Annotated in this window: 16 protein-coding genes, 1 tRNA gene and 1 pseudogene; 13 read left to right on the top strand and 5 right to left on the bottom strand. The window is 62.9% G+C overall.

Annotation, left to right across the window (positions count from 1 at the left end; genetic code table 11):
- Positions 1–10: 10 nt before the first annotated feature.
- From ABY44_RS04895 to ABY44_RS04845, 11 genes are all read left to right on the top strand, one after another.
- Positions 11–757, top strand: coding sequence for a Nif3-like dinuclear metal center hexameric protein (locus ABY44_RS04895; RefSeq protein WP_027788534.1), 747 nt, complete (start codon positions 11–13; stop codon positions 755–757).
- 218 nt (positions 758–975) lie between these two features.
- Positions 976–1,596, top strand: a complete 621-nt coding sequence (petA, locus tag ABY44_RS04890; RefSeq protein ID WP_011350741.1) for a ubiquinol-cytochrome c reductase iron-sulfur subunit — start codon at positions 976–978, stop codon at positions 1,594–1,596.
- Entirely contained in the window at positions 1,593–2,975 is a 1,383-nt protein-coding gene (locus ABY44_RS04885) for a cytochrome b (protein WP_155637973.1), read from the top strand. Before petA ends, ABY44_RS04885 begins: the two co-directional genes overlap by 4 nt.
- 21 nt (positions 2,976–2,996) lie before the next feature.
- Complete coding sequence (locus tag ABY44_RS04880; protein ID WP_431640912.1) at positions 2,997–3,755, top strand: cytochrome c1; 759 nt, start codon at positions 2,997–2,999, stop codon at positions 3,753–3,755.
- A 93-nt stretch (positions 3,756–3,848) separates the two neighbouring features.
- The gene (locus ABY44_RS04875; protein WP_006400565.1) at positions 3,849–4,460 is read left to right on the top strand and encodes a glutathione S-transferase N-terminal domain-containing protein; all 612 of its coding nucleotides are present in this window, start codon (positions 3,849–3,851) and stop codon (positions 4,458–4,460) included.
- Positions 4,461–4,531: 71 nt separating this feature from the next.
- A complete protein-coding gene (locus ABY44_RS04870) occupies positions 4,532–5,059 on the top strand; it encodes a ClpXP protease specificity-enhancing factor (RefSeq protein ID WP_027788532.1) in 528 nt (175 codons plus the stop codon).
- Positions 5,060–5,077: 18 nt separating this feature from the next.
- Positions 5,078–5,153 (top strand) — tRNA-Thr (locus ABY44_RS04865).
- A 178-nt stretch (positions 5,154–5,331) separates the two neighbouring features.
- Complete coding sequence (locus ABY44_RS04860; RefSeq protein ID WP_162922938.1) at positions 5,332–5,532, top strand: hypothetical protein; 201 nt, start codon at positions 5,332–5,334, stop codon at positions 5,530–5,532.
- Positions 5,533–5,535: 3 nt separating this feature from the next.
- Positions 5,536–5,724 (top strand): pyridoxal-phosphate dependent enzyme, encoded by a 189-nt coding sequence (locus ABY44_RS04855; protein WP_060173904.1) that lies wholly within the window; start codon positions 5,536–5,538, stop codon positions 5,722–5,724.
- A gap of 642 nt (positions 5,725–6,366) precedes the next feature.
- Positions 6,367–7,710 carry a hypothetical protein gene (locus tag ABY44_RS04850; protein ID WP_060173905.1) on the top strand — a complete coding sequence of 448 codons (1,344 nt, stop codon included), beginning with the start codon at positions 6,367–6,369 and terminating at the stop codon, positions 7,708–7,710.
- Positions 7,711–7,724: 14 nt separating this feature from the next.
- On the top strand, positions 7,725–7,982 hold the full coding sequence (locus tag ABY44_RS04845) for a PAAR domain-containing protein (RefSeq protein ID WP_081072817.1): 258 nt from the start codon (positions 7,725–7,727) through the stop codon (positions 7,980–7,982).
- A gap of 121 nt (positions 7,983–8,103) precedes the next feature.
- Here ABY44_RS04845 and ABY44_RS04840 read toward each other — a convergent pair whose 3' ends face one another.
- The 3 genes from ABY44_RS04840 to ABY44_RS04830 form a co-directional block, all read right to left on the bottom strand.
- A complete protein-coding gene (locus ABY44_RS04840) occupies positions 8,104–8,718 on the bottom strand; it encodes a hypothetical protein (protein WP_155637974.1) in 615 nt (204 codons plus the stop codon).
- A gap of 164 nt (positions 8,719–8,882) precedes the next feature.
- On the bottom strand, positions 8,883–9,617 hold the full coding sequence (locus ABY44_RS04835) for a LytR/AlgR family response regulator transcription factor (RefSeq protein WP_027788530.1): 735 nt from the start codon (positions 9,615–9,617) through the stop codon (positions 8,883–8,885).
- Position 9,618: 1 nt separating this feature from the next.
- On the bottom strand, positions 9,619–10,704 hold the full coding sequence (locus tag ABY44_RS04830; RefSeq protein ID WP_081072818.1) for a sensor histidine kinase: 1,086 nt from the start codon (positions 10,702–10,704) through the stop codon (positions 9,619–9,621).
- A gap of 414 nt (positions 10,705–11,118) precedes the next feature.
- Between ABY44_RS04830 and ABY44_RS04825 the strand changes: the two genes are divergently transcribed.
- The gene (locus tag ABY44_RS04825) at positions 11,119–11,661 is read left to right on the top strand and encodes a hypothetical protein (protein ID WP_060173907.1); all 543 of its coding nucleotides are present in this window, start codon (positions 11,119–11,121) and stop codon (positions 11,659–11,661) included.
- Positions 11,662–12,010: 349 nt separating this feature from the next.
- Complete coding sequence (locus ABY44_RS04820; RefSeq protein WP_027788527.1) at positions 12,011–12,214, top strand: hypothetical protein; 204 nt, start codon at positions 12,011–12,013, stop codon at positions 12,212–12,214.
- A gap of 57 nt (positions 12,215–12,271) precedes the next feature.
- Here the strand turns inward: ABY44_RS04820 and ABY44_RS04815 are convergent, their stop codons facing one another.
- Positions 12,272–13,072 (bottom strand): transporter substrate-binding domain-containing protein, encoded by an 801-nt coding sequence (locus tag ABY44_RS04815; RefSeq protein ID WP_021161832.1) that lies wholly within the window; start codon positions 13,070–13,072, stop codon positions 12,272–12,274.
- A 343-nt stretch (positions 13,073–13,415) separates the two neighbouring features.
- Positions 13,416–13,546: pseudogene (locus ABY44_RS04810) on the bottom strand (IS256 family transposase); the annotation flags it as partial.
- Positions 13,547–13,601: the final 55 nt, after the last annotated feature.

Below are 13,601 nucleotides of genomic sequence, written 5' to 3'. Positions count from 1 at the left end.
AGAGGTTTATATGGATCGGATCGAACTTGAATTGTACTTGAACAATACCCTTGAAACCGCGCGCTTCAAGGACTATTGCCCGAACGGCCTGCAGGTCGAGGGGCGTCGCAAGATCGAGAAGATCGCCACCGGCGTAACGGCGTCGGTCGCGTTTCTTGAAGCCGCGCTCGAATGGGGGGCGGATGCCGTGCTCGTCCATCACGGCTATTTCTGGCGCAACGAGCCGCCGCAGATCACGGGCCGCAAGTATCAGCGCCTGAAGCTGCTGCTCGCGAACGACCTGAACCTGTTCGCGTTTCACCTGCCGCTCGACGCGCATCCCGAATTCGGCAACAACGCGCAGCTCGGCGAGCGGCTCGGGCTGATCGGCGAGCAGCGTTTCGGCGAAGGCGACCTCGGCTGGATGGCCACGCTGCCGATGCCCGTCTCGCTCGAGCACTTCGTCGCGAAGGTCGAGCGCACGCTCGGCCGCACGCCGCTCGTGCTCGGCGATCCGGACATGCAGCTGCGGCGCATCGCGTGGTGCACGGGCGCCGCGCAGAGCTATTTCGACGCGGCGATCGATGCCGGCGCGGACGTGTTCCTGACCGGCGAGGTGTCCGAATACGTGACGCACACGGCCGCGGAGAGCGGCGTCGCGTTCGTTGCGGCAGGGCACCATGCGACCGAACGCTATGGAATCCAGGCACTCGGCGCCCACTTGTCCGAAGAATTCGGTATCGAACACCTTTTTATCGATATCCATAACCCGGTCTGAGTGCCGGATTTGCGGCAGCGCATCGAAATTTCTCAATGTAGCGGATGCTTAATAGAGAAATGATTTAATCGCTCCGATAGTGGGGGGAAACCCTTAACTATCAATCACTTCGAAGGGATTTTCATCTCCGGGCCTTGTAAATGGCGACTCCATTCGAGCAAACTAGCGGCGGAATGGAAAGTCGTGACGGAAAATCCAACTCAGAAGTGGGGCGTGTGATGCGAGACAAGGAAGAGAAACGCGTCGACAGCGGCCGCCGTACCTGGCTGATTGCGACATCCGTAGCAGGTGGCGTAGGAGGCGTCGCCACCGTCATACCTTTCGCGGCGTCGCTTGCGCCGTCCGCGAAAGCGAAAGCGGCCGGAGCACCGGTCGAAGTCGACATCAGCGGGCTGAAGCCCGGTGAAATGGTGACCGTGCCGTGGCGCGGCAAGCCGGTGTGGATCCTGAACCGCACCGACGCGATGCTTGCCGACGTGGTCAAGGCCGACAAGGAAGTGGCCGATCCGACCACCGAAAAGCCCTATACGATGCCGTTGCCCGCGTATTGTGCGAACGAATATCGCTCGCGGGCCGATCGCAAGAACATTCTCGTCGTGATGGCCGTGTGTACGCACCTCGGCTGCACGCCAAGCCAGCGCTTCACGCCGGGTCCGCAGCCGAACCTGCCGGACGACTGGCCGGGCGGTTTCCTCTGCCCGTGCCACGGTTCGACCTACGACCTCGCCGGCCGTGTGTTCAAGAATAAGCCGGCGCCTCAGAATCTCGACATCCCGCCCTACATGTTCACGTCGGCGACGACCCTCGTGATCGGCAAGGACGAGAAAGGAGAAGCGTGATGGCCGACAACAAGGAAGTCTCCACGACAGGTCTCACCGGCTGGATCGATCAGCGCTTCCCGCTCACGTCCACCTGGAAAAAGCACGTTTCCGAGTACTACGCGCCGAAGAACTTCAACTTCTGGTACTTCTTCGGCTCCCTCGCGCTGCTGGTGCTCGTCAACCAGATCGTCACCGGCATCTTCCTGACGATGAACTACAAGCCCGACTCGACGCTCGCGTTTGCGTCGGTCGAGTACATCATGCGCGAGGTGCCGTGGGGCTGGCTGATCCGCTACATGCACTCCACGGGCGCGTCGATGTTCTTCGTGGTCGTCTACCTGCACATGTTTCGCGGGCTGCTTTACGGGTCGTACCGCAAGCCGCGCGAGCTCGTGTGGATCTTCGGCTGCGCGATCTTCCTGTGCCTGATGGCCGAGGCGTTCTTCGGTTACCTGCTGCCGTGGGGCCAGATGTCGTTCTGGGGCGCGCAGGTGATCGTGAACCTGTTCTCGGCGATCCCGTTCGTCGGCCCGGACCTGTCGCTGTGGATTCGCGGCGACTACGTCGTGTCGGACGTCACGCTGAACCGCTTCTTCGCGTTCCACGTGATCGCGATTCCGCTCGTGCTGGTCGGCCTCGTGATCGCGCACCTCGTGGCGCTGCACGAAGTGGGGTCGAACAACCCGGACGGTATCGAGATCAAGGCGAAGAAGGACGAGAACGGCGTTCCGCTCGACGGCATCCCGTTCCACCCGTACTACTCGGTGCACGATTTCCTCGGCGTGTGCGTGTTCCTGATGGTGTTCGCGCTGATCGTGTTCTTCTCGCCGGAGATGGGCGGCTACTTCCTCGAGGCGAACAACTTCGTCCCGGCGAACCCGTTGCAGACGCCGCCCGAGATCGCGCCGGTCTGGTACTTCACCGCGTTCTACGCGATGCTGCGCGCGACCACCGACCCGTTCAAGATCGTCCTGATGATCGTCATCGCGCTGCTCGGCGTGCTCGCGCTGATCCGCGCGCGCGGCAAGTGGAAGGCCGGGTTGCCGGTGCTGGCCGCGGCGATCGTCGTCTTCATGTACCTGACGGAGTCGAAGTTCTGGGGCGTCGTCGTGATGGGTTCGGCGGTGATCACGCTGTTCTTCCTGCCGTGGCTCGACCGCAGCCCGGTGAAGTCGATCCGCTACCGGCCGCTGTTCCACAAGGTGTTCCTCGGGATCTTCGTCGCGGCGTTCCTGACCCTCGCGTTCCTCGGCACGCGGCCACCATCGCCGGCGGCCACGCTGATCGCGCAGTGTTGCGCGCTGATCTACTTCGCGTTCTTCCTCGGCATGCCCGTCTGGACGCCGCTTGGCACGTTCGAGCAGCCGCCGGAGCGGGTGCGCTTCAAGCCCCATTAACGTGAGCGAGGAGAGAACGACATGAAGAAACTGCTTTCGACACTCGCGCTGATCGGGGCGACCGCGTGTGCGCTGCTGGTGGCGCCGGCGGTGCGGGCGGAAGGTAATTTTCCGCTCGACCGGGCGCCCGATAACACGGAAAATCTCGTTTCGCTTCAGCACGGCGCGCAATTGTTTGTAAACTATTGCCTGAACTGCCACAGCGCGAACCTGATGCGCTACAACCGTCTGACGGATCTGGGCATATCCCAGAAGGAGATCGAAAAGAATCTCCTGTTCACGACCGACAAGATCGGCAACACGATGTCCGTCGCGATGCGGCCTGAAGACGCGAAGAACTGGCTCGGCACCTCACCGCCCGACCTGTCGGTCGAGGAGCGCGCGCGCGGCCGCGACTGGCTGTATACGTATCTGCGCAGCTTCTACCGCGACGATACGCGGCCGACCGGCTGGAACAACGCGGTGTTCGAGAACGTCGGCATGCCCCATGTACTGTGGCAGCTGCAGGGGCAGCGCACCGCCAAATTCGAAGACAAGACGGACGAGGAGACGGGCGAGAAGGTCCATACGCTCGTCGGCTTCCAGCAGGTCACGCCGGGGACACTGTCCGCGGTGGATTATGATGCTGCGGTTGCCGACCTGGTGGCGTACATGACCTGGATGTCCGAGCCGGCTCAGCAGACCCGCAAACGCCTCGGCGTATGGGTGCTGATCTTTCTCGGTGTCCTGACTTTCCTGGCCTGGCGGCTCAATGCCGCGTACTGGAAAGATATCAAGTAATCACGCCTGACCGGCGTGGGGCCGGCGCAAGGTGGAACCCCGGAAGGAGGTTCGCCGCGTGCCGGCCCTCGGCTTTTTTGAGGAAACGCAAACATGATGGTTCTGTATTCCGGCACAACTTGCCCGTTCTCCCAGCGTTGCCGGCTGGTGCTGTTCGAGAAGGGCATGGACTTCGAAATCCGTGACGTCGACCTGTTCAACAAGCCGGAAGACATTTCGGTGATGAACCCGTACGGTCAGGTACCGATCCTGGTCGAGCGCGACCTGATCCTGTACGAATCGAACATCATCAACGAGTACATCGACGAGCGCTTCCCGCACCCGCAACTGATGCCGGCCGACCCCGTGCAGCGCGCACGTGCACGCCTGTTCCTGCTCAACTTCGAGAAGGAACTGTTCGTCCACGTCAGCACGCTCGAGAACGAGAAGGGCAAGGCAGCGGAGAAGAATCACGAGAAGGCACGCCTCGCGATCCGCGATCGCCTGACGCAGCTCGCGCCGATCTTCGTGAAGAACAAGTACATGCTCGGCGAGGAATTCTCGATGCTCGACGTCGCGATCGCGCCGCTGCTGTGGCGTCTGGATCACTACGGCATCGAGCTGTCGAAGAACGCCGCGCCGCTGATGAAGTACGCCGAGCGGATCTTCAGCCGGCCGGCCTATATCGAAGCACTGACGCCGTCCGAAAAGGTCATGCGTCGTTGATGATGCAATGAAGGCAAGACGGGGAGGGCGGCGCGGCGTGCCGCGCGCCCGCTCCGGGTTCGAGGATTGTGATGCAAGAGATTTCAACGAAGCCTTATCTGCTGCGCGCGCTGTACGAGTGGTGCACCGATAACGGTTACACACCGCATATCGCGGTGAGGGTCGACAACTCGACGCGCGTGCCGCGTCAGTTCGTGCGTGACGGCGAGATCGTGCTCAACATCAGCTTCGAGGCGACGAGCCAGTTGCAGATGGGCAACGAGTGGATCGAGTTCACGGCCCGGTTCTCCGGGAAGGCGCACAAGATCGAGATTCCGGTTGCCAACGTGCTCGCGATCTATGCGCGCGAGAACGGGCAGGGGATGGCGTTCCAGGTCGATGCGGTTGCGGGCGAAGGCGAGGATTCGGGCGCGTTCGACGAAGAAGCCGCGCAGGCGGATGATGCGCAGCGTGACGAGTCGCCTGCTGCGTTGACGCCGGTTGCCGACCGCGGCGCGAACGAGGAACCCTCCGAAGGCGCCGACGAACCACCGAAAACCGACGGCGATGGCGACGGTTCGAAAGGTGGCAACAGGCCTCGCCTCAAGATCGTGAAATGAGGTAGAATCTCGCGCTACGCCGGCTTAGCTCATCTGGTAGAGCAGTTGATTTGTAATCATCAGGTGGCGGGTTCGAGTCCTGCAGCCGGCACCATATTGTACGAAGGGCCGGGAGGTTTTCCTCCCGGCCCTTCGTCGTTTCAGCGCTCACTTTACTGGCCCATGGGTTGTCGTTTGTTCTGCGCAGCGACAGTTAGCCCGGCCAATCGCTTCGGCATTGCCCGATCTGCCCGGCAAATCTCCATAGCAAGAGCATACCGTTCGTCGCGGTGATGTCGAAGGTCAACTCCGAGGAGCGGGCCAGGATGATGCGCATGTTGGGCGCGGAAGTCATGCGGGTCGATCAGTTGGCGGACTCCGTTCCCGGGCAGGTGTCGCAAGGCGATCTCGAACTCGTCGACCGCGAAGCTCAGCGTATCGAAGCCGAGCGAGGTGCGTTTCGCTCCGATCAGTTTCATCGCGACGGCAACTGACTCGTGCACTACAGGACGACCGGGGCGGAAATCCGGGAGGCGACCGATGGCCGTATCGACGGGTTCGTCGATTTTGTCTGTTCGGACGGTAGCTTTGTCGGTGTCGGTGTCGGCAAGGCGCTCAAGGAACGGAATTTTGCAGTTCGCTGTTATGCCGTCGAGCCGGTTGGGGCGGCGCCGATCGCGGGGTAACCCGTCACGCGACCCGAGCATCCGATCCAGGGTAGCGCCTATTCGATCAGCGATCTTCCGTTTCTGAACGACATGCGCGCAGACGGTTTTCTGCCGGTTGCAGGGGGGGGCGAACCGCTGCGGATCGCACGCGAGCTTGAGTAGAAGGAAGGGATCTTCGGCGGATTTTCGTCAGGCACGAACGTCGTGTCGGCGCGGCAGCTGCTGGCCGGCGAGATGCGTGGCAGGACGATTGCAGTGGTGGTCTGCGATTCGGGATTGAAGTATTTGTCGAAGAACCGCTGGAGCGGCTGATTGTGCGCGGAAGGGGGCGGCTTCGCGAGTGGCGATAGTCGTACCTGGGCACCACGTTTCGAAACAAAGGGCTATGCGATATTCGCTTAGCCCTTTGTTATATCCAGGGTTTATTTCCTTGCGACGTGTCTGACAACTTGCATTGAGTTTATGGGTAAAGGCTGTTTCTGATACTGGTTTTCAAGTTGTTTGCTTGATATCGGTGAGATTTTTCCAATGATCGGATGGGTAACACTCCGGCTGATCCCGACTCCGTTCCGTTGATTGATTGCCACGATGGGTATGATGTGCAGCTCGAGTATTTTTGCTGCACGCGGGTTTCGTGACGAATAGAGTTCGGGGGAATGGGTGAATCGATTGTCTACAGGATCGTTCCTGGGTGCGCTTCTGGCGTTTGTTGTGTTGGCCGTCGTGATGGTGGTGCCGGTGCAGGCCGATACTGTGATTCAGAAAGATGCCACTGCGTTGGATACGAGCGAAAGCGCTCAGCCGTTCATCGTACAAGTTGTCGGGTTGGAGTGGCTGAATCCGTTGCAGCGGCGCGACTATCCGACGGAGTGGCAGATTCTCTGGACAATGGTTCTTGTTCAGCCGAACAAGAACGACGATATGGTTCGGACGATGCCGCAGAAATTTTCGAAGTTGCAGTCAATTGGTGCGCTGGTGTACGGCAACCAAGGAACGGAAACATTCAAAGGCTTCTATCACAAGTACGTTCGAAAATTGCTTGGCCTGTTCGGCGATCGCTATGTGACGAACGCCAAGTATTTCTACACGGTCAAGTCCAAGAATAAGGATGATTGGCGTGAACTGGCTGGTATCCATGTTGAGTTTGCCGTGCCGGATAGACTGGACGCTGGCGAGGCTCAGGCTTATTTGCAGGAGAGCATTACCAGGGAGTTCAACATCGGGAACAAATACTTCCTGGACCTTTGGAGCAAAGACACCCCGCCCGACGTCCACGTCAACCAAGGCGGCGCAAACGCCGGATTCACATCGCTGAACCGCGCACTGGATTACCTGCAGGCGAACCCGGACAAGAGCGCGTGGGTGATGAACTGGGACGCCCCGAGCTTCCCGCCGAAGGACGCGCAGATCAACGAGAACATGGTGGTGCTGTTCCTCGTCGGGCCGAACTTCAAGACGGAGCGCGAACCGCTGGCCTGGATCGGCCGCGCGGCGACGGGCAACGTCAAGGACTACGAGGCGAAGGCCGGCACCACGCGCACGGTGCAGGCGTGGAAAGCCACGATCGACGGCGCGGCGCGCAACGCGGGCGTGCCGGTGCCGTCGCTGAACTTCGTGGTGCATGACGCGGGCCGGGGCGGCGAAGCGGCGTCGGAGCGGATCGGCGCGTTGTCGCAGACGCTGACGGAAGTGTTGCCGGACTACAACTTCAGCAAGCAGACGTTCAATACGCCGGCGCTGCTGGGCCCGATGGGAGCGGGTACGGCGCTGACGGACGTGGTGCTGGCGATCGGCCGGGCGAATCATCTTGGCGAGAAGGTGCTGGTTGCGGGGACGACGGATGCGCAGCACCCGACAGCGGTGGTGGTGTTGCCACCGTCGAAAGTCGTGCCGATCGATGCGGACAAGGACTGGTTCCGCGCGCGTGGCGAGAACAATGCGTACCTGCCGTGGTGGGGCCGTCGTCACGACACCAGCTATGGCATGCAGGGCTATTCCTACTGACCGGATAACCGATCATGCGAGGAATCATTCGAGTGGGCGACGTCCACAGTCACGGCGGTTATGTCGAGATGGGCGCGTCGAACAGCGATGTCATGGGGCGTGCGCCCGCACGTGTCGGTGACCGCTGCACGTGCCCGTTACATGGGCCGTGCGTCGTCGTCGAGGGCGACGGGCAGTTCGATATCGAGGGGGCGCATGCGGCGTTCGAAGGTCACAAGACCTCATGTGGTGCCGTTCTGATTTCATCGTTGCCGACTTCGGCGCGCTCGTGATTCGAACGACCGGGACGGCCGAGTCGAGGTGACAGCGGGTTCGGCCCGGTTACCCGCCACGCTGTCCAGCGAAGGGCTGCGCGATGCATGGCGCAGCCCTTCGTCATTCCCGCGCGGCCCTTCAGTTGGCCGGCTGAGCGGCCGTCCCCGCACTCATCTGCACCACATGCGCGGCGCGCAGCGTATCGTCAAACATCTTTCCCATCGCCGCACCGCACTTTTTCGCGAAGCTGTCCGAATCGAGACATGTCTCCCCATCGGCGCGCGCCTTGTAGATCGGTTTGATCGTGTAGCGGGTACCGCCCGGCTTGTCGCCGGTCGCCGGGACGAGGGTTGTCGTCACATTCGATACCTCCATTTGCCACGTCGCGCTGATGGGCGTGCCGTTACGCGTGGTCCCGGACTCCGTGAACAGGCGGATCGTATGACTCGGCCTCATGGCCCGCAGTGCCGCTGGTACCGGATTCACGAACTTCATCTCGTCCAGCTCGACGATTCTCGCCGGCACACCGGCCAGTGCAGCCTGGATGCCTTCACCCAGTCCGGCGAGATACGCGTGCCCTTCGCTGCCGTACTCGGGCCTGTCGAATGCCTTGCCGTCCACGACGACCAGGATCGCGGTCGCTTCTGTCGGCGCGATGCCCGCGGTGTTTTCGCCGATGAGATCAGGCGTGGCGACGCAGCCGCTTACGAGCGTTGCAACCACGCATGTCGTTAATCCACGCAGTGTTTTCATCGTTTCAGCGCCGGCTAGTGGGGAGGGTGTCTTGTCGACTTGGGGCAATACAGCCGAGTGCAACCTGATCGCGCGATTGTGTTGGATGGTGTGCGGTTTGACAACGTGTCGTTCACGCGTTGTCGGAACGTAACCTTGTTAAGCGTGCCGCAAGCAGACGCCCCTCACATCTGCCTGAACAACCCCGCATACGCACGACTGACGGGCAGCATTTCCCGCTGCCCATGCACGCGAATCCGCAATCTCCCGAGCAAGTCGCGCTCGATGCGATCGATCGCTGCATACGCAACGATCACGCCGCGATGCACCTGCGCGAACCGCTCCGGATCGAGCCGCTGCATCAGCTCTTTCAGCGGCGTGCGAATCACGAGCCGTTCGCCAGCCGTGACGACTTCCGTGTATTTCTCCGACGCCTGGAAATACAGCACATCGTCGACCGATACGAGCCGCGTCGCATCCTTCACGCCTACCGTCAGCCAGCGGATCGGCACCGCTTCTCTTGCTTGTGCCGCCTGCGCAAGCGCATCGGCCTGCGCAAGCGCCGGCCCGCCGCGCTGAAGCTTCGCGATACACCGCAGCAGCCGCTCGTCCGTCACCGGCTTCAACAGGTAGTCGACGGCCGCGCGATCGAATGCATCGACCGCGTATTCGTCGTAGGCCGTGACGAACACGACATGCACGTCCGGCGCCAGCGCGGCGAGCTTCAACCCGTCGATGCCGGGCATCCGGATGTCGAGGAACGCGATGTCCGGGCGTGGCGACGCATTCAGCGCGGCCAGCGTTTCGATGCCGTTGCGCGGCATCGCAACGATTTCCAGTTCGGGCCAGAGCTGCCCCAGCCGCTGCGCGAGCGAGGCGGACAGGTTCGGTTCGTCGTCGGCGATGAGGGCGGTCGGCATGTCAGTCGATCGGGATCAGCAGGGTAGCGGTGACGCCATGCGCGGCGGCGGCGTTCGTTTCGACGCAGACTCGGCCACGCTCGCCGTGCAGTGTCCGGATGCGCGCCGCGACATTGGCGAGCCCGACGCCGCCATGCAGGCGCGTGTCGCTTTTGCCGAGGCCGACGCCCGTATCGATCACGTTGAGTTCGAGTCTGTCGCCACGCATCCTGCCGCGAATCACGATCACGCCGCCGTCGATGGACGGTTCGATCCCGTGCAGCAGTGCATTCTCGACGAGCGGTTGCAGCAGCAGCGGCGAGAACGGCAGCGCGTGCAGGTTCGCCGGCACGTCGATCGTATAAGAAAGCCGCTCGCCGAGCCGGATCGATGCGATCTTCAGCAGTGCTTCAACGAGTTCGAGTTCCTCGCCGAGCGTCGACGTCGCATCGCGCGTGCGCCGCAGGCTCGCGCGCAGGTAGCGGTTCAGGCTGTCGAGCATCGTCGACGCGCGGGCCGGGTCGCGCTCGATCAGGCTCTGCACGTTCGCGAGCGTATTGAACAGGAAGTGCGGCTCGATCTGCGCCTGCAGCAGTGCCAGGCGCGCGGCAGTCTCGGACTGGCGCGCTTCGGCGGCTTCGCGGCGCTCGGTCTCGAGCGTCGCACGCATGCGCATCGATTGCAGGAACAACGATACGCACACGAACAGGATCGCCGAGATGAGCAACGACGGCCCGTAGTTGTCCCACGTTCCGAGGCGGGCGCGCCCGAACACGTTCGGCACGTTCCCGCGGACGATCGCTGCCGATATCTCGAAACCGATGAGCACGCTGGCCGGTGCAATCACGACGGTCTTCAGCGCGAGCCCGGGCTTGCGCGGCAGCAGCCGGTCGGCGGCGTGGCTGAACAGCAGCGCGCAGAAGCCGATCGTGTTGGCGACGACGAGGTAGGGCAGCAGCGGTTCGTTGAAATGGATCGCCCAGAAACCGAGACCGACGACCGAGTTGAAGCACGCGAACGCGAGTAGCGCGGACGGATCGCGGAGCAGCCGCGGCGGGGCGCCGGCGGGTGGCTGCGGAATCGGCGACGGGTCGGACGTGGCTCGCATGGTGTCGGGTGAAGGTGGGCGCGCGATGCGCCGATGGCCTGACCTTACTGCCGGACGGGCCGATAACGCGCGCGTTGCGACGAACGGCGCGCGGCTGCGACGAAGCGCGTCGGCTGCCGACGGTTGGCCGGTTTCCGCCACGAGTGTAGTGGAAGGTGCTGCGGAAGGACACGGGGTGTTGCCGGTTGCGCGTCGAGCACGAAGCGCCGGCCGGCGGGGGAGCGTGGACCATTCAGCTCGGACGTCGCCGGCGGCCGGATTCGGTGGCGCGTCATTCGTCCCGATTCGCCGGACGATCATCGCCGCGACGCGCAACTCGTCCGCAAATTCCGGCCGCCCGTCGCAAGTTGTGCCGTCTGCCTGAGCGGCGCAGTACGGTGTTGCCGTGTCCACTCCGACCAGGCGACTCCGACCATGTCCGCGCTCCTTCACCTGAAGCCTTACGTGTACGTAATGTTCTGCGTGCTGCTCTACATCGGCATCAAGCGCTGTTTCCCGCGCGAGGTGCCGGCGGCCCGACCGCTGATCTCGCCGGTGGCGTTCGGGATGCTCGGCATCGTCAGCCTGAACGGACTCTTTCCGCATGCCGGCATCGACGCGAACGCGATTGCGCTGGGAGCCGTCGTGAGCGGTGCGGCGCTGGGCTGGCTGCACGCGAGCCGGTGGCGGCTCGAGTACCGTCCGGCGTCGTCGGGCCTGCGCGTGCGCCTGCCTGGCGACGCCAGCCTGCTCGTCACGCTGATGCTGACGTTCGTCGCCGAAACTGGCATCCATTACGCGGTCGCCGTGCACGCGCCGTGGGCGGCGACGAGCGGCTTCGTGATGCTGTCGTTCGCGGTATGGGGCGTGCTCGTCGGGATGACGCTCGGGCGCGCGGTGAACGTGGTCGCGCGCTGCATGCGCCATGCGAGCGGATCGGCAAGCGGCGGGTTCCCGTATTCGGTCGACCCGCGATGAAGGGTGCGAAACAACCGGCGAGCAGGTAACCGCCGGCCGAGCATGCGATCCGCCTTCGTCAATTGGATCGGCATCGAATCGAAGCGGCATGTAACGCGCGCTGTCTTGCGCCCTGTTTTCCTGTCATGGCCGCGTCATGGTGCGCCCATAACGTTGCACGTTCCCGTCGCGGCGGCATCGCCGAAGCCGGGACGTGCACAACCCGCTCGCGACGACGTGCCCGCGTCGCAGGCAGGCCTGCCGGGATCTCGCTCCCGGCGGCGCGGCAGTCATGCCACGCGCCATTACATTCGAAGATACGATCGACGCCGGTTCGAACCGGATCGCGGACGATCAGGAGACAGGGACCATGCTGAGCCCGCATGAATTCTCGATGCTGTTGCGCGTTGCACGTGCGCCGGACAGCGTCGATCCATCGAATCCGGCTTTTGCCGTGCTGGTCGAGAAGCGGCTGGTCGACGATACGCAGATGCGCATGAACGCCGTGGCCGCGCGCCCGGCGCTGACACCGGTCGGCCAGATGCTGCTGGCGCGCTTCGACGAAGCGGCTTGAGAAAAAGCGTCACGCGTTCGTCGACACGAAGCGCGTGACGCGTCGAGGCTGTGCCGTTTATTGCGCGACCGGCACGGTCACATCGCTGCCGAACCAGTGCATCGAGATCTTCTTCAGCGTGCCGTCCTTGTGCAGCGAGTCGAGCGCGTCGTTGATCGCCTTCTCGAACTTCGGGTTGCCCTTGCGGAACGGGATCGCCATTTCCTGCTTGCCGCCGTTCAGCACTGCGCCCGCGCGCAGCGGCAGGTTCGACGTCTTGATCATGTACGGCAGCATCAGGCGGTCGTCGAGCGTCGCCTCGATCCGGCCGGCGGCGAGGTCGCGCAGCTTCTCCGGCGCGCCCGGATACGTCTGCACCTCGATGCCCGGCACGGTGCGCGCCATCTGGTCGTAGTTGGTGCCGAGCGTCACGCCGAGCTTCTTGCCCTTGAAATCGTCGAGCGACTTGAAGTTGCGCGTGTCGTCCTTGCGCTGGATCAGCTGAGCGGCCGAGTACGTGTACGGCTCGCTGAAGTCGAGCGCTTCCTTGCGCTGCGGCGTGATCGTGACCTGGTTGACGATCACGTCGAACTTGCCGGCCTGAAGGCCGGCGATGATGCCGCTCCATTCGGTCGGGATGAACTGCGTCTTCACGCCGAGCTTGCCGGCGACCGCGTTCGCGACGTCGACGTCGAAACCCTCGAGCTGGCCGGACGTGCCGCGCGAGTTGAACGGCGGGTACGTGCCCTCGAGGCCGACGCGCAGCACGCCGGCTTTCTTGACCGAGTCGAGCAGGTCGTCGGCATGCGCGGCGACGGCCGTGAAGCCGAGGGCCGACGCGAGCAGCAGGCCCGACAGCAGGAACTTCGAACGTTTCATCGCAGATCTCCAGAGGTCAGTGTCGTGTGTGGTGAGCGCCGGGTATCGGTCGAACCCGGGGGCGGCCGGAATACGGGCATGTAGACACTACTCGCAACCGCGCCGCGCCGGAAGTCGAATTGGCCCTGATTGAGATCGATTTCATGGGGCGGGGGCGGCCGGCCGCGTGATTGGCGTGTGGGAGGCGTCGTACAAGGCGTGGGGAGTCGCGCAAGAAGTTGTTGCGCGGGTATCGCGAGTGACGGGCGAAATCACTCGAAATTCACTGCGATTTCAGGGGCAGCAAATTGATGATGAAAGTGGATTGCACGGAGTTGGACGCCTGGACGCGGATTGGCAGGCCTGCTGCAAGCCGTTCGTTGATCGTCGACCGGTTCAGCGTCCCGGGCACCAGTTGCTTGATCAGTGCCGGGTCAAGGTTCAAGCCGTCGTGCCCGGCTCAATCGTCACTTCCTCCTTGCGTTTGCGTGGCATAAAAGTGGTTCCTTGGCTCTCGGTTTATGCCTCACACAAAAGATCGGATAAGCTG

It is taken from the genome of Burkholderia sp. ZZQ-2 (assembly GCF_050768715.1).
GTDB classification, from domain to species: domain Bacteria; phylum Pseudomonadota; class Gammaproteobacteria; order Burkholderiales; family Burkholderiaceae; genus Burkholderia; species Burkholderia cepacia.
The sequence above is the reverse complement of the archived record's forward strand: the minus strand, read 5'-3'. Positions and strand labels throughout refer to the sequence as shown.